The organism is Thermostichus sp. OS-CIW-32 (genome assembly GCF_054060415.1).
Map to the genome: position 1 here is coordinate 1 of NZ_JBSSDD010000004.1, position 25,950 is coordinate 25,950.

21 protein-coding genes, 1 pseudogene and 1 CRISPR repeat array are annotated in these 25,950 nt (G+C 56.6%); of the genes and pseudogenes, 16 read left to right on the forward strand and 6 right to left on the reverse strand.

The window, feature by feature from the left end; translation table 11 throughout:
* The first annotated feature begins 599 nt into the window (after window positions 1-599).
* The 7 genes from ACVWY8_RS06270 to ACVWY8_RS06300 all read left to right on the forward strand — a co-directional run bounded on the left by ACVWY8_RS06270 (window position 600) and on the right by ACVWY8_RS06300 (window position 9,188).
* Entirely contained in the window at window positions 600-2,051 is a 1,452-nt protein-coding gene (locus ACVWY8_RS06270; RefSeq protein WP_457393806.1) for a hypothetical protein, read from the forward strand.
* Entirely contained in the window at window positions 2,052-3,320 is a 1,269-nt protein-coding gene (locus ACVWY8_RS06275) for a type III-B CRISPR-associated protein Cas10/Cmr2 (RefSeq protein WP_457393803.1), read from the forward strand. It begins immediately after the preceding gene.
* Between the two features lie 3 nt (window positions 3,321-3,323).
* Window positions 3,324-4,289 (forward strand): Cas10/Cmr2 second palm domain-containing protein, encoded by a 966-nt coding sequence (locus ACVWY8_RS06280; protein ID WP_457393801.1) that lies wholly within the window; start codon window positions 3,324-3,326, stop codon window positions 4,287-4,289.
* On the forward strand, window positions 4,282-5,259 hold the full coding sequence (locus ACVWY8_RS06285) for a hypothetical protein (protein ID WP_457393798.1): 978 nt from the start codon (window positions 4,282-4,284) through the stop codon (window positions 5,257-5,259). The genes ACVWY8_RS06280 and ACVWY8_RS06285 overlap by 8 nt, the downstream gene beginning before the upstream one ends.
* Window positions 5,260-5,261: 2 nt before the next feature.
* Entirely contained in the window at window positions 5,262-6,044 is a 783-nt protein-coding gene (locus ACVWY8_RS06290; RefSeq protein ID WP_457393795.1) for an RAMP superfamily CRISPR-associated protein, read from the forward strand.
* Window positions 6,041-6,478, forward strand: coding sequence for a hypothetical protein (locus ACVWY8_RS06295; protein WP_457393792.1), 438 nt, complete (start codon window positions 6,041-6,043; stop codon window positions 6,476-6,478). Before ACVWY8_RS06290 ends, ACVWY8_RS06295 begins: the two co-directional genes overlap by 4 nt.
* 181 nt (window positions 6,479-6,659) lie before the next feature.
* Window positions 6,660-7,511: a CRISPR direct-repeat array (repeat unit 36 nt; unit sequence GTCGCAGACCTTCCCAGAAGGTAAAGGTGTTGAAAC).
* A 141-nt stretch (window positions 7,512-7,652) separates the two neighbouring features.
* The gene (locus ACVWY8_RS06300) at window positions 7,653-9,188 is read left to right on the forward strand and encodes an RAMP superfamily CRISPR-associated protein (RefSeq protein WP_457393790.1); all 1,536 of its coding nucleotides are present in this window, start codon (window positions 7,653-7,655) and stop codon (window positions 9,186-9,188) included.
* Window positions 9,189-9,485: 297 nt separating this feature from the next.
* Here ACVWY8_RS06300 and ACVWY8_RS06305 read toward each other — a convergent pair whose 3' ends face one another.
* The 5 genes and pseudogenes from ACVWY8_RS06305 to ACVWY8_RS06325 all read right to left on the reverse strand — a co-directional run bounded on the left by ACVWY8_RS06305 (window position 9,486) and on the right by ACVWY8_RS06325 (window position 14,972).
* Window positions 9,486-10,151 carry a Rho termination factor gene (locus ACVWY8_RS06305; protein WP_414328947.1) on the reverse strand — a complete coding sequence of 222 codons (666 nt, stop codon included), beginning with the start codon at window positions 10,149-10,151 and terminating at the stop codon, window positions 9,486-9,488.
* Window positions 10,129-11,436 carry an AAA family ATPase gene (locus tag ACVWY8_RS06310; protein ID WP_414374527.1) on the reverse strand — a complete coding sequence of 436 codons (1,308 nt, stop codon included), beginning with the start codon at window positions 11,434-11,436 and terminating at the stop codon, window positions 10,129-10,131. Before ACVWY8_RS06310 ends, ACVWY8_RS06305 begins: the two co-directional genes overlap by 23 nt.
* A gap of 85 nt (window positions 11,437-11,521) precedes the next feature.
* The gene (locus ACVWY8_RS06315) at window positions 11,522-13,729 is read right to left on the reverse strand and encodes a phosphoketolase family protein (protein ID WP_457393784.1); all 2,208 of its coding nucleotides are present in this window, start codon (window positions 13,727-13,729) and stop codon (window positions 11,522-11,524) included.
* Window positions 13,730-13,799: 70 nt separating this feature from the next.
* Window positions 13,800-13,985: pseudogene (locus ACVWY8_RS06320) on the reverse strand (cysteine hydrolase); the annotation flags it as partial.
* Between the two features lie 18 nt (window positions 13,986-14,003).
* A complete protein-coding gene (locus ACVWY8_RS06325) occupies window positions 14,004-14,972 on the reverse strand; it encodes an isopenicillin N synthase family dioxygenase (protein WP_457393781.1) in 969 nt (322 codons plus the stop codon).
* A gap of 582 nt (window positions 14,973-15,554) precedes the next feature.
* Between ACVWY8_RS06325 and ACVWY8_RS06330 the strand changes: the two genes are divergently transcribed.
* The 7 genes from ACVWY8_RS06330 to ACVWY8_RS06360 all read left to right on the forward strand — a co-directional run bounded on the left by ACVWY8_RS06330 (window position 15,555) and on the right by ACVWY8_RS06360 (window position 21,466).
* Window positions 15,555-16,025, forward strand: a complete 471-nt coding sequence (locus ACVWY8_RS06330) for a hypothetical protein (protein ID WP_414331929.1) — start codon at window positions 15,555-15,557, stop codon at window positions 16,023-16,025.
* A 146-nt stretch (window positions 16,026-16,171) separates the two neighbouring features.
* On the forward strand, window positions 16,172-17,242 hold the full coding sequence (locus ACVWY8_RS06335) for a leishmanolysin-related zinc metalloendopeptidase (protein WP_457393779.1): 1,071 nt from the start codon (window positions 16,172-16,174) through the stop codon (window positions 17,240-17,242).
* 114 nt (window positions 17,243-17,356) lie between these two features.
* Window positions 17,357-17,638, forward strand: a complete 282-nt coding sequence (locus tag ACVWY8_RS06340) for a hypothetical protein (RefSeq protein ID WP_011432432.1) — start codon at window positions 17,357-17,359, stop codon at window positions 17,636-17,638.
* 60 nt (window positions 17,639-17,698) lie between these two features.
* Entirely contained in the window at window positions 17,699-18,064 is a 366-nt protein-coding gene (locus ACVWY8_RS06345) for a hypothetical protein (protein WP_457393778.1), read from the forward strand.
* Window positions 18,064-18,963 (forward strand): DMT family transporter, encoded by a 900-nt coding sequence (locus ACVWY8_RS06350; RefSeq protein ID WP_457393776.1) that lies wholly within the window; start codon window positions 18,064-18,066, stop codon window positions 18,961-18,963. Before ACVWY8_RS06345 ends, ACVWY8_RS06350 begins: the two co-directional genes overlap by 1 nt.
* 58 nt (window positions 18,964-19,021) lie before the next feature.
* The gene (locus ACVWY8_RS06355) at window positions 19,022-20,134 is read left to right on the forward strand and encodes a glycosyl transferase (RefSeq protein ID WP_457393774.1); all 1,113 of its coding nucleotides are present in this window, start codon (window positions 19,022-19,024) and stop codon (window positions 20,132-20,134) included.
* Between the two features lie 30 nt (window positions 20,135-20,164).
* On the forward strand, window positions 20,165-21,466 hold the full coding sequence (locus ACVWY8_RS06360; RefSeq protein WP_457393772.1) for a class I SAM-dependent methyltransferase: 1,302 nt from the start codon (window positions 20,165-20,167) through the stop codon (window positions 21,464-21,466).
* 141 nt (window positions 21,467-21,607) lie between these two features.
* Here ACVWY8_RS06360 and ACVWY8_RS06365 read toward each other — a convergent pair whose 3' ends face one another.
* Window positions 21,608-22,303, reverse strand: a complete 696-nt coding sequence (locus tag ACVWY8_RS06365; RefSeq protein WP_041436270.1) for a hypothetical protein — start codon at window positions 22,301-22,303, stop codon at window positions 21,608-21,610.
* A gap of 256 nt (window positions 22,304-22,559) precedes the next feature.
* Here ACVWY8_RS06365 and ACVWY8_RS06370 point away from each other — a divergent pair, with 256 nt between their 5' ends.
* A complete protein-coding gene (locus ACVWY8_RS06370; protein ID WP_457393832.1) occupies window positions 22,560-23,630 on the forward strand; it encodes a glycosyltransferase family 4 protein in 1,071 nt (356 codons plus the stop codon).
* 131 nt (window positions 23,631-23,761) lie between these two features.
* The gene (locus ACVWY8_RS06375) at window positions 23,762-25,927 is read left to right on the forward strand and encodes an amylo-alpha-1,6-glucosidase (protein ID WP_457393770.1); all 2,166 of its coding nucleotides are present in this window, start codon (window positions 23,762-23,764) and stop codon (window positions 25,925-25,927) included.
* Window positions 25,928-25,950: the final 23 nt, after the last annotated feature.

A 25,950-nucleotide genomic window follows, 5' to 3' on the forward strand; every position in this document is an offset into this window, starting at 1 on the left:
TTTCTCGTTTTGACAAATTGGCCAGGAACTTCTTGAGTTTTCTCTATCTCGTCAGTGCTCTCTTTTGGCTCAAATGAAAGATCAACACAACCTAGGGACTTCAAAAAAAAGATTATGGTGAGCAATAGCTAGTCAATGTCAATGTGTCTGGGGTGAGCACATTGAATCATTCCAGTCGGATCTGGTAGTGGGGTGCTAAAATTATACAAAGTTTTATTAAGAGAGACATGAGTAGGGCTGCAAGTCAATTAAAGTGGATTAAAGTTTTAATCACCTTGCTGTACGGGAGACTGTGAGCTATGAAGGTCGTTGCAAGCACTGCGGCTCTGCGAGTTTATTTGGGGATCTCGGCGTTGTTACCCTTGGGAGGACAAGCGGAGATCATGTCTTGTGAATAGCGGGTGATTCCGCAGAGTTTTCATAGCAATCTAAATGGTGGTGGAGCAGCGGTACCTATTGGCTCCGCCAAATGTGATTCCGGAGGGATGTCAAAATCACCCTTTGCACAAGGTTCTATTGATGCGGCTCAATCCGGTGAATTGGTTGCGGATCTGGTTCGGCTGAAGGTATTTGTGAAATCTTAAGCCTGTGAGGTTGATATGTCGGGATCCATCGTGCTACAAATCTTGGGAACCAGCGATGTCCAGGTGGATGGACAGCCGGGAAGGGAGCAGATTAGGGGCTTTGATCTCCATGAAATGCAAGAGCTTGCTCAAGATCTCAAGAACGAATTGTTAGGTAACCTAAACCGTGTAGATTTTCCCCTAATTCGTCAGGCGCATCAGTATGTTCAGCATGTAAAGGGATCCCCCACATTCGTAGTGCTGTTAACAGATCAGACGGCTTGGTTTAGCACTCAGCCGATGGCGGCGGTGGGTTGGAAGGAGATCATTACATCCGATGGGCATTGGTGGGAGGAGGTGTTGCTGGCCTGGGCTGAAGAACACGGGATCCGCTGTCATTGTGTGCGGTTTGTGGTGCCACCAGAGGTGAGATCAGGGGTCGCAGATTGGGAAGGAATGGCAAAACTCGCTACCCAGTTTCTGAGCCAGCTTGTGCAAGACAACCAGATTCAGTTACCCAATAGCCAGGTTCTCCCTTTTGAAACACTCCTTATCCAGCACAGCAGCGGGACTCCGGCGTTGAGTAGTGCCCTGTATTTGTGGGGGATTGAGCAACGGCTAGAGGGACGAGCGGTGGAGTTTTTGTATATGTCTCGTCAGGATGAAGAACCCAGACATCATCCTGGATCCCATTGGCAGTGGCGGTTAAAAGTGCCTCAAATCCGACAATTATTGGCAGTGCAAGATTTTGCAGGGATCCTTCAGTTGGTGAAGGGACATGTGGGCAAGGATATGGAGAAACAGATCCGGCGACTGGATCGGGCGGTGTCTTTTAATTTGCGGGAGCTCAATTTGGGGCTGAATCCTGAAGAAGAAGTTCTGGAGCGGATTGCGATTGCCTGCTGGAGTGAGCGGGCGTTTCGGGAGCGGGGGCAATGGATGCACTGGATTTTAAGGGTGGCTGGAGCGTTTGAGTTGGTGTTGAAGTGTTTGGTTGTGCAGCAGGGGCAAGGGCAATTCTCGTGGCGGCGTAGGAACAATGGGTCGGTAGATTTGTTCCATCAACAGGATCCCGTTTTTGCCAACATCACAGCGATTGCGAGGGGGATCTCTCAAGGGAATTTCCTAGGAAGAAAGGATAATCAAGATTTCACATATCGGTTCGATCCTATTGCTAGAAGCCAGGAACTGAGTTATTTTCAGTCCTTTTACTGTGATGATCCAGGCTGGATCCTGAATAAAAATAAACAGATCAAATTTGCAGAGATTCGGAACGACCTCTATCACTCTTTGCAGGGGGATGTGATCGATCAAGCCTTGGATCAAAAGACGCTGGAGTTGGGATCCGTAACCCGTGCAGATCATCCGGCTCAGGTGGCGGTGGGTCACTTGGAGTTTTTGATTGGACTGGCAGGGATCCAGTCCAAAATCCAAGAGCGGGTGCGGGATTATCAAACTCAGGTGCAACGGATCGAGGAGCAACTGTAAATGGATTTGGAGCAATGGTTGGTTCAGCAGCGGCGGCTTTATGTGGGAGGGATCCCAGAGGGTGAAACGCGGTTGGCAACCCATCCGGTGAGTGGCGAGTGGCAAGAATCAGAGTATTTGCAAAACCAGTTTTGGTGGGGCGGAGGGGCGAGTCGAGAGTCGTGGCGGCAGATTGAGCAGGATTTGGGGGAACGACCCGAGCTGACTCAGGTGGCGGCCTTGACTTTTGGGCCGGTGCAGACATTTTTGGGGGCAGGGCAACGGCTACGGGACTGGGCGGTGGCGTCCTGGTTGTGTCATTACTTGGCGGCGGTAACGGTGTATCGCTGGCAGGAGCGAGGTGGGGTGGTGCTGTTGCCGCGTCATCAGGGGGTGGATTTGGTGCAGTGGTTGCGGGATCCCGACTACCCCGGTGGGGAAGGATTTTGGCGGGCAGAGTTGCCGAATGTGTTAACGGGATTACATCCTAGTCAGCCGGAATGGATTGAGAGTCAGCGTCAGGTGATCCGGCAGGAGTGGTCGCGGTTGATTGCAGTCCTTGAAGAGGTGGTGGTGGAGCGTTTTCCGAAGCTGCTGAATGGGATCGGGTGGCGGGTGATTCATCGGGATCATGCCTGCTTGTGGACGGTGTATGCCGAGTCGGAGCCGATGCAGGCTGAAGGGCTAAGTGAGCAGATTGGTAGGTTGCACGGGCAAATTGAGGCGCGGAAGTTAGCGCGACAGTGGCAGTATCCCTGGTGGGGGGGGCGAACGAGTCCGACGGCGGGGAGTCTTTCGACTTGGCATCCGGGTCTGAAGCCGCTGGATCAGGGGGGGACGTGGGGAATGCCGGATGAGCAGCTCCAGTCCTGGTGGGAAGGGGTGGCAGACCGCAGTGGTTTGGCGGGCTTGTTTTCTAAAGATGAGCGGCTGAATAGCCTGGAGATGGTGAAGCGGTTGGCATCGGCCCCTGATGTGATGGAGTTGGTTTTGCAGCGGTTGTGGGGGAAGAAACCTCCGGCCTGTCCTTGGGAGCGGTTTCCGGATCAGACGGCGACGGCAGCGGCTTGGATCACGCAGGTGGTGGATCCTGGGGTGTGGAATGAGAAGGTAGAGACGTTTAATGAGCTGATTTTTGAGCGGCAACCGTTGACGGAATGGGGGATCCCTGGGGTGGATGAGGCCGGGGAGAGGTTTGCCCATCCGCGGATTTTGGAGCGGCGAACGGTGCGGGATCAGGCTCCGGATCTACTGGATGAGTGGGAGCAAGAGAAGCTGGCGGGCTGGTAGAGTGTGATCGAGTGGACGGTGGGCTGGCGAGGCGATGGGGATCAAATGGGGCAATGGCTGTCGGGGACTCAGTATCGAGAGCGACAGTTCGCCTGGGAACGCTGGCACGTGGATGAGAGCAAGATCGAGGTCTATCGACTGGGGATCCAACCACCGCTTGTGCCATCCCAGCCCAGACAAATTGAACTGCCTCACGTATTAGACCTGTCGGTGTTGTTTAGCTATTGGAATGAGGTGTTGTATCCGCTGGTGGAAGATCACCATCTGGGACGGGTGGTGTTTGCCGGGGGGGATGATTTTCTGCTGCTGGGGCCGATCACCGAGGCGGTAGCGTTGACCAGCGATCTCTTGAAGCTCTGGCGAGGGTTACCCAATCCGGTGACAAAGCCGTTGGATCCGGTGTGTGATGGCTGGGTGCGGCGAGGAGATCAGGTGTATCCGGTGCCGGGTGGAGGGATGGATTTTAGTTTGGGGGTGGTGATTGCCCAGAGACGGATCCCCCAATCTCTTTGGCATCGCAACCTCAATCAGGCGTACAAGCAGGCAAAGAAAACAGGGCGTAACCGCGTGTGTGTGCGGGTGCTGTTTAACAGTGGCCAAAGCCTGGAGTGGGTGTGTCCGTGGCCGTTGTGGCTCCTGCTGATGGAGGAGGTGCAGCCGAAGCGGGATCCCAAGCAGACGGAGCTGAATCGCTGGGAGAAGTTGTTGGGGTATGTGGAGAGCACGCGGCTATCCTCGCAGGCGCAGACGGTGCTGGGGGTGGGATCTCTGATTCGGACGTTGTGGGCCAGTGTGGGCATCGATCCGGGGTTGTGGGATCAGGTGTTGGGATATCGGCAGAAATTTAGGGCAGAGCTATCGAGCTGGGAGTGGTGGCTGAGTTGGATCAGCCTACGGGGCTTTTTGGCTCGGCAAGAGCGGGATCGGCAGCGGTGGATTGAGAGAGTGGGAGGTCGGAGGGATGCTTGAGCAAGGGGTGAATTGGCTAACCTTGACGCCGGCGGGGCCGTTGAGTTTGGGTAATTTGACTCCGGTGGGGCAGAACAGTGGTCAGGTGGGGTGTCGTTGGCCTCCCAATGGGCATCAGTTGGCGGCGTGTTTGGGGTTGCCCAGTTCGGCGCGGTTGTGGGGGCCATTTTGGCATTCGCTCGCCTCGCCCAAATCCTTTTATGTGCCGTTGCCGTTGCCGGTGTATGCCTTGGATGAGGGCAAAGACAAGTTAGAGCGGGTGTTTCGCCTGCGGGAGGTGAGGGGATATTGGCAACCCCGACCTGAGCATGAAGGGAAGCCGAGCCAGGTGGTGGGCGGATCCCGGCTGATTTCGGGGGTGGGGCTCCGCAGTCTGTGGCGGGATGGAACGGTGAAAGGGGATGTGTTGGTGGAACTCCCTTGGCGGACGCTGACCTTGAGCCATAACAGCCGTGATGATTATCAGGTGAAGGAGGAGGGGGGCTTTTTTGCGGAGATGACGACGCTGATGGATCCCGGTTGGTCCATTTTGGTGGGGATCCTGGGGGACTATGAGCCGCCGCAGTGGGGCACTCTGGGAGCGGGCGGGATGCCGGTGGCCATTCAAGCGGTGAAGTTGATGGGTTGGGAGTGGCTGGGCGAAGAGTGCGAGGGGACAACCGGAGGGGTGCTGTTGACCGGGGCCTTGTGGAGCAAACAAACCTATTCGGTGCCCTGTCCTGAGGGGGTGCGGGCCTATGCGGCGGAGGCGGGGGTGCCGTGGCAGTCGTGGAAGAAGGTGAAGGATCGAAAGGATCCAGGGCGGCGGGTGGCGGTGTTGACGCCTGGAGAATGGCTAACTCCGGCAGGGGCGGTGTATTTGTGGCAAGAGGGATCCTCAATCCAGAAGTCGGGACCCATGCCGGATCCCTTTCATCGGGATGCGTTGGGGTATGGCCATATCTGGTTGTTTCGGGATGAGGAAAGGTAACGATGCCCAATGCGTGGTTGGTGTGTTTGTCGCCGGTGCATATTGGCGGGGCAGATAGCGAGAGCCGGGGCAACAATAATCCGGTGTTTCGCTTGCCGGATCGGACGCCTGCCATTCCGGGGAGTTCGTTACGGGGGGCATTGCGGGAGGATGCCGAAGGTAAAGATGCCTATAGGGGCCATGTCAAGAACTGGTTTGGAGGGCCGACAGAGGATATTTCGCCGGGGCGGATCTCGTTGGGGTGGGGCTGGCCGGTGTGGTGGCCGGTGCACGTACTGGGCTACGGCAATTGGTGGGTGAGTTGTCCGGCTTGGCTCAACCGTTTTCAACAACTGAATCACGGATCCCCGTTTAACTTTGCCCTGGATCAGGTGTATATGACCCATCCTGAATTGGCAGCGGGATCCAGCCTGTATTTGCGCTGGCTGAAGTTGACCAATATCCAGAAGTGGACAGAGGTGTTACCGGCTCCAGAGGGGGTGGATCCTGATTGTCGGATTGTGGTACCCAACCATTGCATCAATTTGATTGTGGATATGGGGTTGGTGCGGCAGCCGAGGGTAAGTTTGCGGGATGAACCGGATGCCAAGGGCAATTTGGTGGAAAACCTGTTTGCCGTAGAGGGGTATCCGCCGGGGGCAGTGTTTATGTTTAGCTGGACGGTGCGCCAAAAGGTAGAACATCTGGATCAGTGGCAATCCTTTTTGCAGGGGGATCACTCCCTGGGCGGACTGTGGAGCGTTGGTTATGGCAATGTGCGGATCACGAACATTGGGGGTGCATGATGGCGGTCGAACATTACGACTTGGATCGGCGGGTGTTTCATCGCCTCCAAGCAGGGATCCAACATCTGCAGGACTGGCAGGGAGCCGCCAGTGGCATTGCCGATTATGTGGCCACATGGGGGTTGGAGCGGTTTTGGTCGATGTCGCGGTCGATGGCTTTGCTGGGGGGAGCGATCCCGGCGGCGGGGCAGGGCAACAATGAACAACGGCGATATTTTGCCTGGGGAGTGGCGCGGATTGTGTTGGGAGAGATTGCGGGAGCAGAGTTGGGTATCCGGGGCGATATGACCACCCATGAGTTTCAGGAGCGGCTAAGGCAGTTGACCTTTAATCAGCAGGTGTTGATGAGTGACCTGTTGATTGCCATTGCCGAGACCATTCAGTTCTGGACGATGCGACTCAAAGACGCTCAACAGGCGGGTATGAATGCCTGAGCAATCACCTCGGCCAATGCCCTCAAAGGCTGATTCTTTCGTTGACCCGGTCGATGCCGCTCTGGATAAGGGTTTCAGCGATTTTGGATCCCTGTTTTGCGGCCTGGATGGGGTGGTTTTTGGGAGGCGGTCGAAAATGGTCTCTGGATCCCGCTCTGGGCAAGGGATGTAGAATGGAGGGGTCGCAGACCTTCCCAGAAGGTAAAGGTGTTGAAACGCTTAAAGAATGTTGACGTGTTTGAATGCGAAGTATAAGTCGCAGACCTTCCCAGAAGGTAAAGGTGTTGAAACTTAAAGTCTCGACGAATATCAGTCCGCTTAGCTGCCATACGAGCGTCGCAGACCTTCCCAGAAGGTAAAGGTGTTGAAACATGATCCAACCCTGCCCCCAGGGTTCGTAACCTCCACGCCGTCGCAGACCTTCCCAGAAGGTAAAGGTGTTGAAACACGTAATTCGCCTGTTTTACAATCTCTAAATTGAATTGTCGCAGACCTTCCCAGAAGGTAAAGGTGTTGAAACCTTACAGGCTTTGGAAGCAAGGCGGGAACGGGACGGTGTCGCAGACCTTCCCAGAAGGTAAAGGTGTTGAAACAAGTCAACGTGTAACGCCCCTGGGAACAGAAATCCCAGTCGCAGACCTTCCCAGAAGGTAAAGGTGTTGAAACTCAGGGACAAAGTCGGGGTTGTACTCGTACTCGTAGTCGCAGACCTTCCCAGAAGGTAAAGGTGTTGAAACTAGCTTGCAGCCTTGGAAAACTACCAAGACTACGTGGTCGCAGACCTTCCCAGAAGGTAAAGGTGTTGAAACTCCTTGGGCTCTAGCTTTCCACCATTCCCCACCCAATCTGGTCGCAGACCTTCCCAGAAGGTAAAGGTGTTGAAACGGTACACGGTATTGCTCCTCATTGATAAGGATGCAGGTCGCAGACCTTCCCAGAAGGTAAAGGTGTTGAAACATAAAGGTATAATTTATAGTATTTTTCTTGAAGAAGGAGAGTCGCAGACCTTCCCAGAAGGTAAAGGTGTTGAAACACGAAGCCGTTCGCCACTTGCAACGTGTAGGAGTTGCCGGTCGCGGACCTTCTCAGAAGGTGAGGGGGCTAAAATGCCCTATGAATTCTAAAAGTCCTCTCGTAGGTTGTCTCAGATTAAAACAATGGAGGATCCTAAACAATGCGCAAACTTTTACCTGCTGAACCTCCCCGCTGGTATGGACTGAAAAAAGAATGCGGCTATACCCCCCAAACCTCCGACATTACCGACAGTCGGGCTAATAGAGATATTACGGAAGCCTGGAATGGAAAGCCCTGCTTTGCCCTCAACAAAACTAAAGATCCACGCACAATATCCATCGGCGATCTCAAGCTGATCAGCCCCCTACAAATCGGCGGGGGTAGCTTTCCTGAAGGTGGGATCCTTCCAGCCCAAGCAGCCGGAATACCCTGGATCCCTGGCTCAAGTGTGAGAGGATCCTTGTTGCACTATTTGCGGAAACATTGGGACAGGATCCCGGCGAATGAGCAAGCCTTTTGGCGGACGCTACTGAATGAGAATCAAACCGCTTGGCTACCCAGAAAGATCCGGTTTGAGAATCTCTTTTTGGAGAAATCTAACCTCAAGCCTTATCCACTTAACCCTCAGCAACCTTGGCAAGTTTTTAATCAAAGGGATCCAAAGTTGGGCGTACAATGGCAGATCCCTGCCGGAGAAGGCATGAATGCTCCCAAATATGCTCTCAACATCACCCTTAAAGAGATCCCGACCGAAGAGCAGAAAAGCTGGGTTACTCAGCGGATGAAGGAAATGTTGCGCCATCAAGGGCTAGGACGTGGGATCCATGCAGGATTTGGACGGATAGCAGAACGGATCCCTGAGGGGCAATGGACGATAGAGTTACAGGGGATGAAGCCCTGTGTGCAGCAGCATAAAGTTGAGAGCGGTCAGGTGACGCAACAAGGGCAATATCGTTGGAGTCCGCAAGTTTTACGGGCCAATCTGCGGGGATGGTTTACTCGTTTGGCCTTGCCTTTGTTGGGAATACAGAACACTGAAAGGCTAACTAACAAAATCTTTGGCGGTTTGGGTTGTCCTGCCGATTTGGTGCTGTGTAGCTACAAAGCCTCGGATCCATTGCCTGCTCTCAGTATTGAGGATGGGTTGGCCAATGGCTACGCCAATATACCTGCCCGTGACGCCCATGAAACCTGGGGGATCCAAGTTGAATGCAATGAGCCATTTCAGCCCTTGATTGGCGATCTGCTGAACCTGGCCCAACAACTGGGCGGACTTGGCCCTGGCTGGAGAAGACCCCCGCATCAACTCACCAGCTTCCGAGGCTTTCGGGGCAGCCAATTTACCCTCAGAAATGTCAAGCCCTTGCCATTGGCTCCGTTGATCGACAGCCTCAAGGTTCAGATCAGAAGTTTGGCCGGACAATATGGGATCCCGGTTTTAAGTCAGCCTTATCTGGGGACGGGGTGTATCTTCAGCATTTGGGAATCAGAGGATCGCAAGGCTTGGATGGAGATTGTACATGGGGTGTGTAGTACCAAGACCAACCCTCGACCGGATTGGTGTGGCAGCTCAGAGCATCGACCCTCTGGGTATTCTGTTAGGGAACTCAAGGATCGGTGTCGGATTACAGTGCTGGATCCCGATGTGGTGCCAACCTTGAAAGACATAGGGTTTCAACAGGTCTGGAGCGCTTGATCACGGCCCAGGATCCAGGCGATAAGGGGGGGATCCCTGTGGTCAAGATAATACCGGACGGTTTGGGTCAGGTCGATCTCCAAGATGCTGGTGATCATCCTGTGCATGAGCTCCAGATGGATCCGGTCGTCCTAGGTAAGCAGAGCATACCTGCCATGGAGGCTGTTGTTGAGAGCGGCCAAGGCTGTTTGGGTGGCAGTAGCCATTCAAAGGGAGGCTTGAGGCAGGCATCCCACAGCAAGCGGAGTCGGGCCTCGGTGATGTGGAGAGGAGAATATGTTTTTGAAGGGATCCCTTTCAGCTCTCTCCCTCTGTTTTTTTCCGCGAGCGAGTTGAGGTCGCTTTCTTCGCGCCAGCGGATGCCGCAGATCTCTTGGATGATTTCTTCAGAGTAGGGGGCAACGCTGTAGGAGTTACGAAAAATACTTCCGATAGGGCATCCAGTTTTTTGCCTCGCGTAATTTTGCACCCAAGCTTGGTTATGGGGGTTAAGTCCTGCCACCAACTTCTATCCGCCTCTGCAATCCGGGCAGCTGCAATGGTTACATCGACTCCCTTGAGGGGACTGCTGGGTTGCTCGGCTAGGTATCTTAGCGCAGCCAAGATAGTCTCTCTCGATGTATTGGTCAAATTTACCTTCGGAACAATTTCTTTGGCGAGAATCTGGGCCTGCTTAACCTGCTCTGGATCAGGATCGACAACGATACACCATAGCCTTTCCAGTCCCGCTTCTTGAGCAACTGCATAGACAAAATGGTTACCAATGGCCTTGTACTGATAGTCGCCAGCCTCGACCACCAGCAGAGGAACCCAGTTGTGTCCTCCTGTCGCCCTTAGCTGATCTGCGGCTGCGGCAACAAGGAAGGAGGGAGCAGAAAACCCATCGGCGGGCGTAATGCTCTCAAGGGGTAAGTTAACCAACCTACCTAGATCTGAAAACTCACTCATCGATAAAGTACTCACGGGCAAGACTCTGGTAGTATTCTAAAACTCTCCGATTAAAGACGGCAGGCCTTCGATCAAAGCTTGCAGAGGATATCACTGCATAGTCAGGTATCCTAAAAATGCTTTTGTTTTCATTACCTCTCTTAAAATGCGGCCAGAAATATGGAAGTAGGTTCATGCTTCTCTCTTGGCTGACAATTTTTTCTATCTCATCATTTGCTCGTTTAATAGTGTTTTCGCTTTCTGAGGGGACGCCATTGAAAAAGATAGGCAAAGTCCTGGGGCCACCATCCTGTCGTGACCTAGCAGTTTCTGGAACAAATCTGGTGATTACTCTAGCAGCATTATTCAGGGAAGACAGATCGTCGGGGCGGGTAGGTATCAAAATAACATCGGCAGCAAAAACACCACTCTGGCTGAAGTAAAGCCATTGAGTTGGGCAGTCAATTAGGATGTAATCATACTCATTGCGAAGAGGGGCAATCAGATCGCGAAGGCGCCGAGTTCCCTTCTGGATATATGCTACCGCCTGGCTATCAGTTAACGTTTCCAGTTCAGGGTCTCTTGGGATGATGTCAAAGATGGAAACTATACTCTGTTTGCCTTGTCTAACCGTCTTGAGTCTGTATGTTTGGACAACGGAATGAACATCTATTTTGGGATCCTTTAAGCACTGCGTCAGTGTAATTTTTCCAGTAGTAACTCCCAAGCTTCTTGTCAGATCTCCTTGGGAATCAAAGTCAACAACTAAGACTTTCTTTCTCTTTGTTGCTAGTGCTGCTGCAAGGTTAATAACTGTTGTTGTTTTGCCTACGCCCCCTTTATTGTTATACACGCATACAGTCAGAGCGCGCTCATAGTTTTCTATCTTGTCTCGCAAGTTACGCACTATGCTCTCAATGTTATCTGAGCTAATATCAAGGTTTGCTGTAGCGGGGTGAACGACTTTTCCGTGCTTCCTCCAAAGCTGGATGTTATTTGCATTGGTGATAATTCCCCATTTTGCAGATTTGCAGTCCTTGGCAAGCAAGTAACTTTCTATCTGACAAACTGCATCTCTATAGCAAGATCCTTCTCTGAGATTAACTGCTCTAGATTTTGCCTCCAAAAGCAAGTAGGGATTCTTCGGGGATCTAAAGAAAATATCTTCAGGATCTCCGTTCTTTCTTGCTGCGAGATCGACCTGGCCGCAACCTGTCTCGAATTCTTCTCTAATTTCCGAGTCGTCAAAGCCAAGCGCCTGCAGGAGAGGAGAAGCAAAGTGTTGGACAACAACTCGCTCTACCCTCTCGGTGGGAGACATCCTCTCAAGCTTCTCTCGGAGATATCTAGCCGCAGTCATAGGAAAAAATAAGGTGGACAATGCTAACCAAGCTAAAAGCTCGCCCTCAGCATAGCAGTTGCTTGGCTCGTTCTGACAGTGCCTGAGCTGTCAGGCCGTTGTAGTCCATCAATTCGGCGGGGGTGGCGGTGGTTTCGCCGCGTTTCCAGGCAAAAATGTCGCGCGGGCCAGTGTAGCGCAATGTCAGAGGCTCCAACATCAGGCTGGCCCCGCCTGTTACCCCAATGAGGGCCTCGCCGGCAAACCAAGCGGCAAATTCTTGGTCGGACATGAATTCCCCATCTGGCTGAGCACAGGTGGACCAAGCCACGTCGCCGGGGCGATACAGACGGCGGGGGTTAATCACCGAGACGATTTTGCAGCCGATCCCTTGGGCTTGGAGCTGCTCAGCCGCCTCGAACACGGGCAGGAGAACCATATCCCCCACCACGGCAAAGACGACGGTTCGGGATCCGGGAAACTCCTGAAGGACGATGCAGCCCTGCTCTACTGCTTGGCGGGCTTGTTCTAGGGTGGTGCGGATGGGCAGGGGGGTTTTGCTGGCGATGATAGGGATCCCTTTGTTGCAGGTGGATAGGGCCCATTCGTAGGCAGCTTGGGCACAGTTGGCATCCGGCGGGAAGAGGGGAAAGATGTTGCCGTTGCGCATCATGGCCGCCAGGTAGGCCTCAATTTCCGGGCGTTGGTGGGTCCAGCCGTTACGCCCCTGTTCCAGAGCGCCGGCAGTGAAGAGGGCAATGGCCGAGGGGGTGGGCCGGCGCAGCTCCGCCATGGCTTGGGTTACCGTCTGCCAGATGGGTAGGCCGTTGACGGCAAAGGACTCGTAGGAGCACCACAGGGAGCGTCCGCCGAAGAGGGCTAGGCCCGCCGTTAGCCCCGCGCAGGCATCTTCGCTCAGGGGTTCGTAGACCTGGCCTTGGGGCTGTTGGTTGTAGAGGGGATCCACCGTGGGGTGAATCACCTTGAGACCTTGGTTCACATTGGCGATGCCGGAAGCTTCGTTGCCGTCGGCATTGGCCACCAAAAAGTCGGGATCTTTCTGCCCCACCTGTACCACGAGGGAGCCGATGGCAGTGGTGGAAACCTGCTTGTCTCCTAGGGGAAACTCCGTCAGGTTCAGGGATCCCAAAGGCGGCAAAGGCCGAACGAACTCTGTAACCGCCACCTTGGCGGCTGGCCCCCCGGCTGCCCGTTGGCAGTTTTGTCGCACCAGGGCCCAAGCTGCCGGATGTAAGGCCCGCGCCCGCAGAGCCGCCACAATGTCCGGGTGATCCAGAGTGTGGTGGCCGTAGAGGTTGTGGGACTTGGATCCCTTGGCATGTACCCCAGCCCCCTTCAGTTGTTTGAGGATGAAAACCGTTAATTGTCCGCTCAGGGCTGATTGGATGGCTCGCTCCATTTCGATCAGCACCCTTTGGGCAAAGGCAAGGCGGGCTTCTAGGGAAAACTGAGTGCTGTCGACGTAAGGGCCAGGCTGTTGGGCATCGTCAAAGTCCTTGGCATCCACCAACACCACTTCCTCAAAGCCGTTGCCCCGCCAATACTCGGCCATCTGGGCGTTGCTGGCGGTAGAGATCATGCTGTGGTGTTCTTGGCTGTAGCCGTTCCAGACCAGCACCGGCAGGAAGTTGGTGCGCTGCGGGAAAGCCGTGTGGAAGTGAATCATGGAGCTCATCACATAGGGCTCTCCCAGGCCGCCATCCCCAATCGTGACCGGGAAGAGGCGATCCGGGTAGAGTAATGCCCCCGCCATGGCAAAGTGCTGCCCCTGCCCCAGCGGCCCAGCCGGCGCCAGCAGTCCGGGAATGTAGCCAGAGAGGTGACCCAACAGCCCTTCCCGCTCTCGAAAACGGGCCCGTAGGTCGGAGACGGTGTGGATGCCCATCTCGGCCAGGGATCCATCCAAGAACATGGCCGCGTAAAAGCCCGGCGCGTGGTGCCCGACTTCGGTGGGGATGTTCTTCTGGCCCAGGTACACCAGAGCTGCATAGGCTTCTGCTTGGCTGGCAAATCCGCCCGGATGGCCTGAGGCTTTACTGGCGGTCATTTGCAGGGTGAGGTAGCGCAAGGCATCGGCATAGAGCAAGGTTTGGTAGGCGGCCATGCGACTGCCGGGATCCCTCAGTTTCCCGGTGCTGGCATCCACTGCGGGCGCCTGGCCCAGGTGGTCAAATTCCGGCCAGGGATCCCCGAAGTACTGGATCCCTTCGCAAAAGGCGGGGACTTGGGCAGTTGCCTCCTGAGCCAGTGTCATCGGTTCAGCCTCACGCTTGTTGGGTTATTCACACTCACTGTAAACCCGATAACGCTTTTTGGATGTTCTGACGACAGAAGTCCAGCAGTTCCTCCAGGGTGGGCACAATGGATCCCAGTTGGGTGACATCGTTGCCCAACATTTCCCCAAAGCCGCCCGGCTCCAGGAAATCTCGCTGCATATCGATGATCACCAGGGCCAACTGAGACAGGCCGGGAACTTCATACTCGTAGGGCAAGGCCGGGATCCGAACCATAGAGACCCCCAGTTGGGATCAATGCTGGGGCGGGGATCCTGCCTCGGCCAGGCCGATTTCCCTCAACCGCTGGGCCAAGTATTCTCCGGCAGTCAGGGAAGGAAACCGAGGGATCCCGCCGGTGCGGGCCACACAAGTCGGCAAGGGTGTGAGATCCATTTCTGCACGCGGATGCACAAAGAAGGGAATGGAAAAGCGGCGCTCTTGGGGGTTGTCGGGGTTGGTCACCCGATGGGTGGTGCTGCGCAGCAGGCCATTGGTGAGGTTTTGCAGCATATCCCCGGCATCGACAATGATCTGACCGGGCAGAGCCGAAATGGGCAGCCAAGATCCATCTCGTTGCAGAAGTTCTAGCCCTGGCGCGGTGGCTTCACACAAGAGCGTGATCAAGTTGATGTCTTCATGGGCTGCAGCTCGTAAACTCTGGGGAGGGGCTTCAGCGGGAAGGGGCGGATAGTGAATCACCCGCAAGAGATTGGCTCCTCCTTCCACCGCTTTGGGCAAGTATTCGGCAGGCTCCCCCAGATACAGAGAGACCGCCTGCAACAGGCCCTGGGCACAGGTTTCCAGTTGGGCGAACAGCTCTACCATCACCCTGCGAAATTGGGGCACCTCCCGAGGCCAGATGTTGGCAGGAAGGTGGGGATCCCCTTCGCGCCCGATGTGCCAAAACTCTTTCAAGTCAGGGTAGGGGTGATTTTTGGCATGTTCTTTGCCGAAGTGGGTGTACCCTCGTTGCCCCAGCAGGGCCGGATCCTCATAGGCTCTCTTGGTCGGCTCTGGCAAAAGAAAAACCGCTTCTGCCACCTCATAGGCTTCCCGGATCAATTCCGGCGATAGGCCATGGTTGACCAAGGCAAAAAAGCCAATCTGTTGCAGCGCTTCCCCCACCTGGCGGACAAACTGCTCCCGCTCACCTGACGTTCCTTTCTGGAAGGCGGCAAAATCGACAACTGGCAGAGTCTGGCGTTGGGGAGTGGTTACCACGGCAAAAGTCGTCTCCGGCGAAGAGTCAACGCTATTTCTAGGCAGCGGGCTTGGTACCCTATGCTATCCTTCCTAAGAAGCCAAGGGGAGAGTTCTGAATCGAAGACGGTCTGTTCGGGGTTCATCTACAATATCTAGAGTCTAAAGCTGCTCAGCTACTTGCCTTCCCACAAGATGCAGGTAGAATCCTGCCGGACAGCCTCTGTCCCTTTTGTCTGGAGATTGCACCTTAGTAGCGATTAGTAGTGACCTGTGCCCTTTTCGGGAAGGCTGTGATAGAGTCGATAAAAGCAAAGTTATGACTGAGTTTTCCCCAAGAGCAGTTTGAGCGCTGGGTAGGCGAAATGGAGGGAGTTGTTCTGTTGTTGCAGTGGCTTAACTTGGTAAGGCAGGGCAGGCTACTTCTCTCTTTTTTAGCTGATTAAAGTTTTTGTAAAGTTACGGATCCCTGTTGCTTGTCAACCATAACCGCGCCTAGAATTGCCGAGGACTGATGTTTTCGGAGATAGTTTGCAGACACTGTTGATGTTGCTTTCCTTTTGCCTACTCTCAATCTGTTGACCTTTCGAGACCGACTGCTCTATGACAGACACTCATCCCTGTGCCCCCTGTATTGTGAATACGGGAACTTTGGTGAACAAGCGGGATATTTACCGACTCCTATCCGATTTGGCCCGTGTTCGCTACTTCGATATCGTCGATGGCTCAGTGCGGAAGCAAGGGGAAGGCTGCGTGGTGGATGTTTTTCAGGATCCCACTGCTGCCACACTGGTGGTAAACCGTAGCCTCTACTTAAATGTGAACAGCTTTGACTATGCCTGTCTGCGGGATCCCGCTTCCGAAGAAGAGATTGCCAACCTGGGCAAGGAGCAGCCGGGCGTGGTTATCGACTTGGTTCAGGACGGACGTATTCTGCGCTTGGTTCCCCTGGTGGAGCCGCGTTCGGATCCCGAGGAGCTCTTGGGGGATAACCAGGCGCTGCGGGCAGCGGTGGACGTTTTGGCTGCGGGCTGGGGCATAGAAGAGGAAAACTCTTCCGACTCCTCAGATTGAGAGATCCTGACCTGAAAATATAGACCTCCAAACCCATCTCTTCCTGGCCTTGAAGTTGGCCGGTGCGGTGTGACGCAAATCATGCTCGGGAGGATGGTTGCAGCCGGTATGATCCACTTGGGTCATGGGGCTTTTTGGGAGGTGGTGTGAATTCAAGGCAGCGACTGCTTTTGGGCAGAGTGTGGGGCCTGCGCCTGCTTGGATCCCTGGTGGCTGTGCTTCTGGTACTGGTGCTCAAGGCTTGCGGCGGAAGTGGTGGTTCCTCTTCTGTAGGTGTCATTCCCACTCCCATTCCAACCGTCATTCCCACCTCTACTCCAACTGTCGTTCTCACCCCTACTCCGACTGTCATTCCTGCCCCTTTGCCCTCGCCAACGACTGCGCCTGCTTCCCAGTTCACCATTGACGTTCGCTTTCCCGACAACAGTCTCACCCCCACCCAGCAGTCGATCATCCGCAATGCCGCTCTGCGCTGGCAACAGATCATCGTTGGTGACCAGCCGGATCTGCCCCCCACCACCATTCGGGCCGACGAATGCGATCGAGGGTTTCCCAGCACGCCACTCAATTTCCCCATCGACGATCTGCTGGTGGAGGTGCGGGCCAGAAACCTCGGCAACGAGCGAATTTTGGGGGGAGCTGCTCCCTGTTTTGTGCGGGCCTCTAACGGTCTGCCTTTCTACTCCGTCATTTTGTTCAACAGCCAAAACCTATCGGCTTTGGAAGAGCGAGGGGATCTGCCCATTACTGCCCTGCACGAGTTGGGCCATGCCTTGGGCTTTTTGCCCATCGTCTGGGATCCCAAGGGGCTAACGGTGGGCTTGGTGGGACGGGATCAGCCTACGCCCCCTGGCTACGATCCCCGCTTCATCGGCCCCAGGGCGGTCAGCGCCTTCGCCACGCTGGGAGGAAACGCGCCCTCTGTTCCTTTAGAAAACGAGTTTGGGGAGGGATCCCGAGATTCCCATTGGCGGGAGAATGTCTTGGGCCGCGAGCTGATGACCAGCCGCATCGACCGGGGGGTAGCCAACCCCTTAAGCATTCTCACCGTCGAAGCAATGGCAGATATCGGCTATGACGTGAACCCGGCAGCGGCGGATGGCTTTGCTTTGGGGCGCGGCAGGGGGGTCTCTCAACCTTTGGAGCTGCAAGAGCTGGAGTTGACCCTACCCCTACAGCGATTTGACGCCGAGGGCAGGCGGGTGGGGGATCCCTGAGAAAAAGAGCATATTTACTCATGGCCAAGATGCTGCTTCTTAACAATAATGAAGGTCAAGTTGTACAACTTCACAACTTCGACAATCTCTCACCTCATTTCTTTGCAATGAGCCATGGGTATCCTCAAGAAGCTTTTCGGCGGCCTGTTCTCCTTTTTCGGCATTCTCTTCGGCGGCTTGGTGGATTTTGTTACCGGGCCTTTTCGTTCTGCACCAGCTTCTCCCAGCTCTGCTCCTGCGGCTACAGCAACTGCTCCTGCCAACAAGCCCAAGGTGGTGGTGGAGAAGCCTTTTGTGCCCAATGAGATCTCGGCTCCGCGTCCTAACCGTCGCCCTGGCCCGGCTTTGGATGTGTTCCGGGCTATGGTTCAGGAGATCCCTTCGGCGCGGGCTTAGTCTGCCCATCTTCGGGAGCAGCTCGTAAGATGGAGGTGACACCGCTGGAGACTGCTCTCTATGTCCGATCTCTCTTTCTCAGAACAAGAACGGCTGAAACAGCTTGAGCGTGAACTGGAGCAAGCGGCGGCGGCCTCTGGGGATCCAGGAACATCCGTTGCGTCTCAGGGGAAAAGTGCCGTCCGAGCTTGGGTTGAGACTTGGGGGCGTCCACTGGTGACGGTCTTCGCCATTCTGGGCTGTATTCTTCTGGTCGGGCTGTTCTTCCGGGTTTTCGGCACCGTTCTCAGGTGGGCAGTGGTGGCGGGGTTGGGCTACCTGCTCTACGCCTGGGTGGTGGCACCGCGGCTGGGCCTTCCCACCGGAGCTAAGTCGAAGCCAGAGGACGGCGGTAGCGGTGCGGAGCACCATCTCGACAGCTTTTGATGGGCAGGGATCCCTGGCGAGCATATGCTTACCTGGCGGCGGCCATCTTGGGCTGGGCTACGGCTGCCAGCGCTTTTAAGTTTGGGTTGCAGCACCTGTCGCCGACGGTCTTGCTGATTTTTTCGGCATTGAGCTCTTGCTTGATCCTGGGGATCGTTTTGGTGGTTACAGGGCGGGCGAGGTTGATCGGCAGGCAGAGGGGATCCCAAATCCGCCTGTCGGCCCTTCAGGGGCTGCTCAACCCCTTCGGCTACTATGGGGTGTTGTTCCAGGCTTATGACCGTCTGTCGGCTCAGGCGGCGATGGCTTTGAACTACACCTGGCCGCTGGTGCTGGCTCTTTTGGCGGTGCCGCTGCTGGGAGAGCGCTTCCGTTGGCGGCTGGTGTTGGCCTTGGGGGTGAGCCTGCTGGGGGTGGTGCTGGTGGCTACGGGGGGATCCTGGGGCACCTTGCAGGTGGAGGATCCCTGGGGGGTGCTGCTGGCGGTGGGCAGCTCTGGAATCTGGGCGCTCTACTGGCTGCTCAATGTGCGGGATGGGCGAGATGCGGTGCTGAAGCTGTTTATGGGGTTTCTCTTCGGCAGCCTCTATGGCCTGCTACTGCTGCCGTTTCAGGAGGTCTCTTGGACAGTTGCGGGGCTGGGTTGGGCGGCTTACATTGGTCTGGCGGAGATGGGCCTGACTTTTGTATTTTGGCTGCGGGCTCTGGAGTTGGCGGGCCATCGGGGATCCCTGGCCAACTGGGTGTATGTGACGCCCTTTTTGTCGTTGGGGTTGATTGCGGTGCTGTTGGGCGAGAGGATTGCGCTGGGATCTGTGGTGGGCCTGGGCTTGATCTTGGCGAGTAACCTGTGGGGATCCCATAGGGAAAAGCCCCCCGCGGATCCTGTTCTGTCCTGAGGCGGTTGCGTTCGCGCCAGCGGGACGGAGTCCTATCGCGTTAGCGGTGCAGAGCACAATGAATCCCGTTCCTCTGTATGTGGCGGCAACAGCGCACGGGTTTGGGCACGTTACCCGTCTGGCGGCGGTCGTGAATGCTTTGCTGCGGCGGGATCCCCATGTTCTGCCCATCTTTGTTACGCCGGCTCCCCGCTGGCTCCTGGAGCGTTACGTGGAGGGGAAGTTTCTCCATCGGCCGCGGGCGTTGGATGTGGGGGTGGTGCAGCCGGATGGGCTGCAAGCGGATCTGCCGGCTACGTTGGCTGCCCTCAAGGCGTTTAAAGCCAGCGCTGCGGAGCTTGTTCGAGAAGAAGCGGATTTCATTCGAGCCCAGGGGGTGCCTTTGGTGTTGGCGGATGTGCCGCCCATTGCTGCGGCGATTGCCCAGGCTGCTGGGATCCCTTGCTGGATGGCCAGTAATTTTGGCTGGGATTTCATCTATCAGGAGTATGGCCCGGAGTTTCAACCGTTTGTGGCCTGGGTTCGGGAGCTCTATGGGCAATGTGACCTTCTGTTTCGCCTGCCCTTTAGCGAGAGCATGGTCGCGTCAGCGGTGCGGAGCACTAGCGCTTTTCCGCGTCAGCAGGAGGTGGGGCTGACGGGATCGGATCCCCGCTACGGGCCGGAGGAGGTCGCCGCCCAGTTGGGGTTACACCCGGATCAACCCAGGGCTTTGTTCACCTTTGGCGGGCTAGGGGTACGGGGGTTTCCTTACGAGCGGCTCCAAGATTTTCCCGACTGGCAGTTTCTCACCTTTGATCCGGAAGCTCCCCCCTTGCCCAACTTGCGGGTTTTGGATGGGCGGGTGTGGCGACCGGTGGATGTGATGCCCCTCTGCCGCTGGGTGGTGTCCAAGCCGGGCTATGGCACTTTGGCAGAGGCCCTGCGCAGCCGCACGTCCATGGCCTGTGTCGTCCGCTCTGGGTTTGCCGAGTCGCCGTTGCTGGTTGAGGGTTTGCGGCGCTATGGCTGGCATCGCATTCTCTCGCCAGAGGAGTTTTTTCAAGGATCCTGGGACTTTTTGCGGGATCCCGCCCACCCGCCCCAGAGGCCGGATGGGTTGGATCTGCAGGGGAATGAAACCCTGGCTGCGGCCTTAGAGGCATTCCTGCGGGGGAGGGATCGCAGGTAGCATAAAGGGCAGCTTCCTGCAGCGGATCCCATGGCCAGCAGCTCGACAGAATCTCTGCGGCAACTGTACGAAGAATTGCCCTACCCCAATGTTTCCATTGAGGCCTCGGGCCGCAACGCCATTGACGGGTTGTACCGCCTAAGTTTGACCACCGCCCAATACGCCCGCACCCGCGCCATTGTGCCCAGCGAGGGTGCTCTCATTTTGAATGCCGGCTGCGGCTCGGGCTGGGAAACGTTGATCCTGGCGGAGGCCAATCCGGGGGCGCGGCTGGTGGTGTGCGACCTGTCGGCAGAGTCGGTACGGGTGACGGAGCGACGCTTGCGCTACCACGGTTTCGGAGAGGTGGAGTTGTATGTTCTCGACCTGTTGGATATCGAACAGTTGGGGTTGGAATTTGACTTCATCAGCCTTAACGATGTGCTCTATCTGCTGGACGATCCGGTGGCGGGGCTAAAGGCGCTTAAGCGGGTTCTCAAACCTGACGGGATCCTGCGGGCCAACCTACATCACGCCTACCAGCGGGAGGTGATCTTTCGCCTACAAGAGGCGTTTCGGCTGCTGGGGCTGTTTGATCTACCCACTCCTGAGGCCTGTCAGCGGGTACGGGAATTCATGGCCAGTTTGGCCTCGGACGAAATGCGGGCAGCCCTGCGCTGGAACCCTGAGATCTACAAAGACGACACCAACATCCGGGCCAACTACCTCTTGCCAGGAGACAAGGGCTTCCTGATCCCCGACCTGATGCGCATGCTCGAGGAAGCTGAGCTGGGCCTGGTTTGTCTGGTGGACTATGCCGACTGGGATCCGGCGCTTTTGTTCAAGGAGAGGGCCATGCCCCCCTGGTTGCAAGCTGAGTTGGACAAGCTCTCGCCTGCCGACCAGAATCACTTTTATGAGCTGATCTACCCCAACCATCGCCTGATCGATTTTTGGGCAGAACACCCCGGCTCTTCCTTGGTCTTGCCCTGGAGCGACGCCGATTGGCTGGGGGGCAGAGTGCAGCTCAACCCCATCCTGGCCGACAACGTCGAATTTCGCCAAAACTTTGCCAAAGCTCACGAGAAAAAGCTGGAGTTTGCTATGAATTGGCCGGGATCCAGCTATGGGCGCCTGACCATCTCAGCCCCTCAGATGGCTTGGCTGGGATCCCTGTTGCAGGGGCCAACGGCAGTGAAAGCCTTGATTGAGCAAGCGGCCCAGGTCAACAAGTTAGAGCTGGAAGCGGCCCGGGAGGAAGTGCTCACCTACCTGGCGGGGCTGGAGTCGTTTTTGTTTGTGATGTTGGATCCTGCACCCGTTCCAGGAGAAGGAGTTTTTCCAATCGCTTGAGATCCCCGAGCCTTTCTCCCAAGGGTAGAGGGAAGCCAATGGGCCGGTTCACGGCAACTTGGAACGACTATTGAGGGATTGAGGCTCTGCCGGGCTGCAAGAACGGTCTTGGGCAGATGTCAGATGGGAAGAGATCCCTCTCTAGCGATCCACCAGGCGCAGCTCGAAGGTGAGGATGTTGGCGGCCAAAATCTCCAAAGCCCCGCCCTCAATGAGGTCGCGAGTGAGGGCAGCCCCGGAGCCACTTTGTTGGATCAATTCGCGGCTGCGGCGCACCGTCTCCTGTCGCTGGGGGTCGTCCACAACCACCTGCCGCTGATTGGACAGGCTGAGGCGATAGAAGTTGGGCAAATCTCCCCGGGTGGCATCAATGGCCAGATTGGTCTCTTCAGGGGCTACGCGGAAGGGGGCACGGGCAGTGAGCAGAGCCACCTGGATATCTTGGTCTCGCCCATCAAGGCCCTGTAGCTCGGATATATCGATCTGGAAATTGAGGGTATCGCGGTCACGGGTAAGGCGATTAACCCGTACCTGGTTAAAGCCGACGGCAAACTCCCGTTCCGGCTCTCCAAACCGCTGGATGGTGGCCTGCAAGACTGACTCTTCGTTGAGGGGGGTAACCCGAATGAGGTAATCCCAGTCCCGCACAAAGGTGTACTCGTTGAGCCCCACACGGACGTTGGGATCCACCAAGTTGGCGGTAGGGCCAGGGCTGCCGGCCCGGCTGAGAGCTACCATGTACCAGTAGTTGGGGCTGATGGGCAAACCCAGGGTCATGCGTACTTCCAGCACTGGCCGCGCCCAAGCGGCAACAGCCGTGAGAGCCGTTATGGCCATGGCTCCCAAGCAACTCCACAGCCAGCGCTGAGGAGGAAAATTAAGCTGCGGCGGGCAAGAGCAAGTGATGGCTGGGGTTCTCATTCAAGCCTCTTCAACTCTCCGGCAGGTGGCGGCAGCCCGAACTCCTTTCCTGCTCACTCTGGAACAGTCTAGCCAGGAATGGCGTGCCCTCAACAGGGGATCCCAAGGGTCGGCGGCGGAGCGCCAGCAGAAGTTTTCGTTAAGCAGTGATGATTCGGTGTGGAGGATGGCTATGCGCATTGCTCAGATTGCCCCTTTGCATGAGAGTGTGCCCCCCAAGCTCTACGGCGGCACCGAGCGGGTTGTGTCTTGGCTCACCGAAGAGCTGGTGCGGCGGGGGCATGAGGTGACGTTGTTTGCCAGCGGCGACTCCCAAACCCAAGCGCGTCTAATCCCCTTTCGGGAGCGGGCTTTGCGTTTGGATCCCACGGCCATCGACACAGTGGCTCCTCATGTTTTGATGGTCGAGAAAGCCTTTCAGATGGCCGACGAGTTTGACATTATCCACGGCCACATCGACTACTATCCCTATGCCCTGGCCCGTCGCCACCCGCAGGTTTCTTTTTTGGCCACCCTACACGGGCGACTGGACATTCCGGAGCTGCAGCCCCTCTACACCGAGTTTCAGGACATTCCGGTGGTCTCCATCTCCAACGCCCAGCGGCTGCCGCTGCCCCAGGCCCGCTGGGTGGGGACGGTCTACCACGGCTTGCCCCTGGATCTCCACCGTTTCTATCCAGAAAAGGGGGACTACCTGGCCTTTTTGGGCCGGGTCTCCCCGGAAAAAGGGCTGGACACGGCTATTGAAATTGCGGCGCGGGCAGGGATGCCGCTGAAGGCTGCTATCAAGATCGATGCGGTGGATCGCCAGTACTACGAGTTAGAAATTAAGCCTTTGGCCAGTCGCCACCCCAATGTGGAGATCATAGGGGAAATCACCGACCAAGAGAAAAGCGAGTTTTTGGGCAAGGCCTATGCGGTGCTGTTTCCCATCCGCTGGCCGGAGCCCTTTGGGCTGGTGATGATTGAAGCGATGGCCTGTGGCACGCCGGTGATCGCCACACGCTTTGGCTCCGTGCCGGAGGTCATGGCCGATAGCCGCTCCGGTTTTATTGTCGACTCGGTGGAGGAAGCAGTGGAGGCTGTGGAGAAGGTGGGATCCCTGAGCCGAGCCGGGGTGCGGCAGGTGTTTGAGGAGCGGTTCAGCGTGGAAAGAATGGTGTCGGACTACGAGGCTCTCTACCGCCAACTGGTGAACGAGCGGCAGGAGATGTCGCGAAGAAGGCAGCTTAATAAGGCTTAGATGGGCCAAGTAGCAGCTAGGGCTGCTGGGCTGCATCGGGGGGCCCCTGCTTCTTCGCCTTCTTTGAGTGGACCGATAGCAGTAAGCTGTTCGCGTAGGAGACCGGCTGGATAGGGATCGAGAAGACCGAGATGGCAGAAGACATCATCCAAATTCAAGATCAGTACTACATTCGGGCCAGCGCCTCTTGGGTGGAGGCACGCTCTCATGTTCTCAAGCATGACAACTGCTTTGCCATCTTTGACCGGCGAGGGAACATGCGCCCCCTCGGCATCCGGGATCATGGCCTCTTCCGGGACGACACCCGCTTTTTGTCCCGCTGGGTGTTGGACTTGCAGGGAAAGCAGTTCCTGCTGCTCAGCTCAGAGGTGCGGGAAGACAAAGATATTTTGGCGGTGGATCTGACCAACCCGGAGTTCACCACCTCAGAGGGGCAGTTTATCGGTCAAGATACCCTGCATGTTCTACGGACTACTTTTCTGTGGAACAACGTAGCCTACGAGCGCATTCGCATTCACAACTACGGCTCGGAGCCGTTTCGCGTGCCGATTACCCTGCGCTTTGAGGCGGACTTTGCCGATATTTTTGAGATCCGGGGCATCCGACGGGCCCAGCGGGGTCAAGTGCTGCCGGCCCAGGTGAACCCTGAGGGAGTGGTTCTCCGCTACCGCGGCTTGGATGGAGTGGAGCGGCAAACCCAGTTGCAATTTTTGCCGGCGCCGGAGCTAGTGTCGGAGAAGCTGGCGCAGTGGTGGGTGCCCCTGGCTCCTCAGGAGGAACGGGATCTGGAGCTGAGGGTGATCTGCGGCTATGGCGGGGAGGAGATCGCCCCTTTGACCTACCAGGAGGCTCTGCAGGCGGAGCGGGAACAAAGGGCTTCCTTGCGGGCGCAAGCCCACCAGATTGACACCGGCAATGCTCAGTTTAACGATTGGCTCAACGCCTCGCGGGATGACCTGCTGATGATGCTCACCCGCACTCCCTACGGGCTTTATCCCTATGCGGGGGTGCCTTGGTTTACCACGGTCTTCGGGCGCGACGCCCTGATCACCGCCCTGGCCACTCTCTGGTGGTTTCCAGACTTGGCGCGGGGGGTGCTGCTGTATCTGGCGGCCCACCAGGCCCAGGAGGTGGATCCCAGCCGCGATGCCGAGCCTGGCAAGATCCTGCATGAGCAGCGCTCCAGCGAGATGGCCAAGACGCGCGAGATCCCCTTTGGCAATTATTTCGGCAGCATTGACTCCACCCCTTTGTTTGTGGTGCTAGCAGGGCGCTACGTGCGCCGCAGCGGCGATCTAGAGCTGTTGCGGCAGTTGTGGCCCCATATCGAGGCAGCCCTGAGATGGATGGACACCTACGGGGATCCCGATGGGGATGGCTTTCTGGAGTACGCGGGCAAAGCTCACCGGGGCCTGCGCAACCAAGGCTGGAAGGATTCTGAAGATGCCATCTTCTACCCGGACGGATCCCTGGCAGAACCCCCCTTGGCCCTGTGCGAGGTGCAGGGCTATGCCTACGAAGCTAAGCAGTTGGCGGCAGAGATGGCCGAGCTGCTGGGGCGGCAAGAGCAAGCAGCCCAGTTGCGACAACAAGCGGAAAAGCTGCAGCAGCAGTTTTGGGATCACTTCTGGTGCGAAGAGTTGGGGGGCTATGCCCTGGCTTTGGATGGCCAGAAGCAACCCTGCCGGGTGCGCAGCTCCAACATGGGCCACTGTCTGTTTTCGGGGATCGCCCATCCCGAGCATGCTGCCTGCATTGCCCGGCAACTGCTGGAGCCAGCTTTCTTCAGCGGCTGGGGGATCCGCACGGTGCCGGAGGGAGAGGGGCGCTACAACCCCATGTCCTACCACAACGGCTCCATCTGGCCCCACGACAACGCCTTGATTGCCGCAGGCTTATCTCGCTATGGCTTCAAGGGCGAAGCGGTGCGGGTTTTGACGGCGCTGTTCGATGCCAGCCAGTTTCTGGAGCTGAAGCGGTTGCCGGAGCTGTTTTGCGGTTTTGGTCGTCGGCAGCGGGAGGGCCCCACCCTTTATCCGGTGGCCTGTCTGCCCCAGTCTTGGGCGGCGGCCAGTGTGTTTTTGCTGCTGCAGGCTTGTCTGGGGCTGGAGATCGACGGGCTGGCTCAACGGGTACATTTAACCAAGCCCACTCTGCCCCTGTGGCTGCCCCATGTCATTCTTGAGAATGTGCAGGTGGGCCAGGGATCCCTGGACATCGGCCTCTATTTACAAGCGGGGGGAGTGGGGATCAACATTCTCAGGAGTGCGGGGGACGTGGAGTTGACGGTGAAATAGTTGCAAAATTCAGGACATCCGCA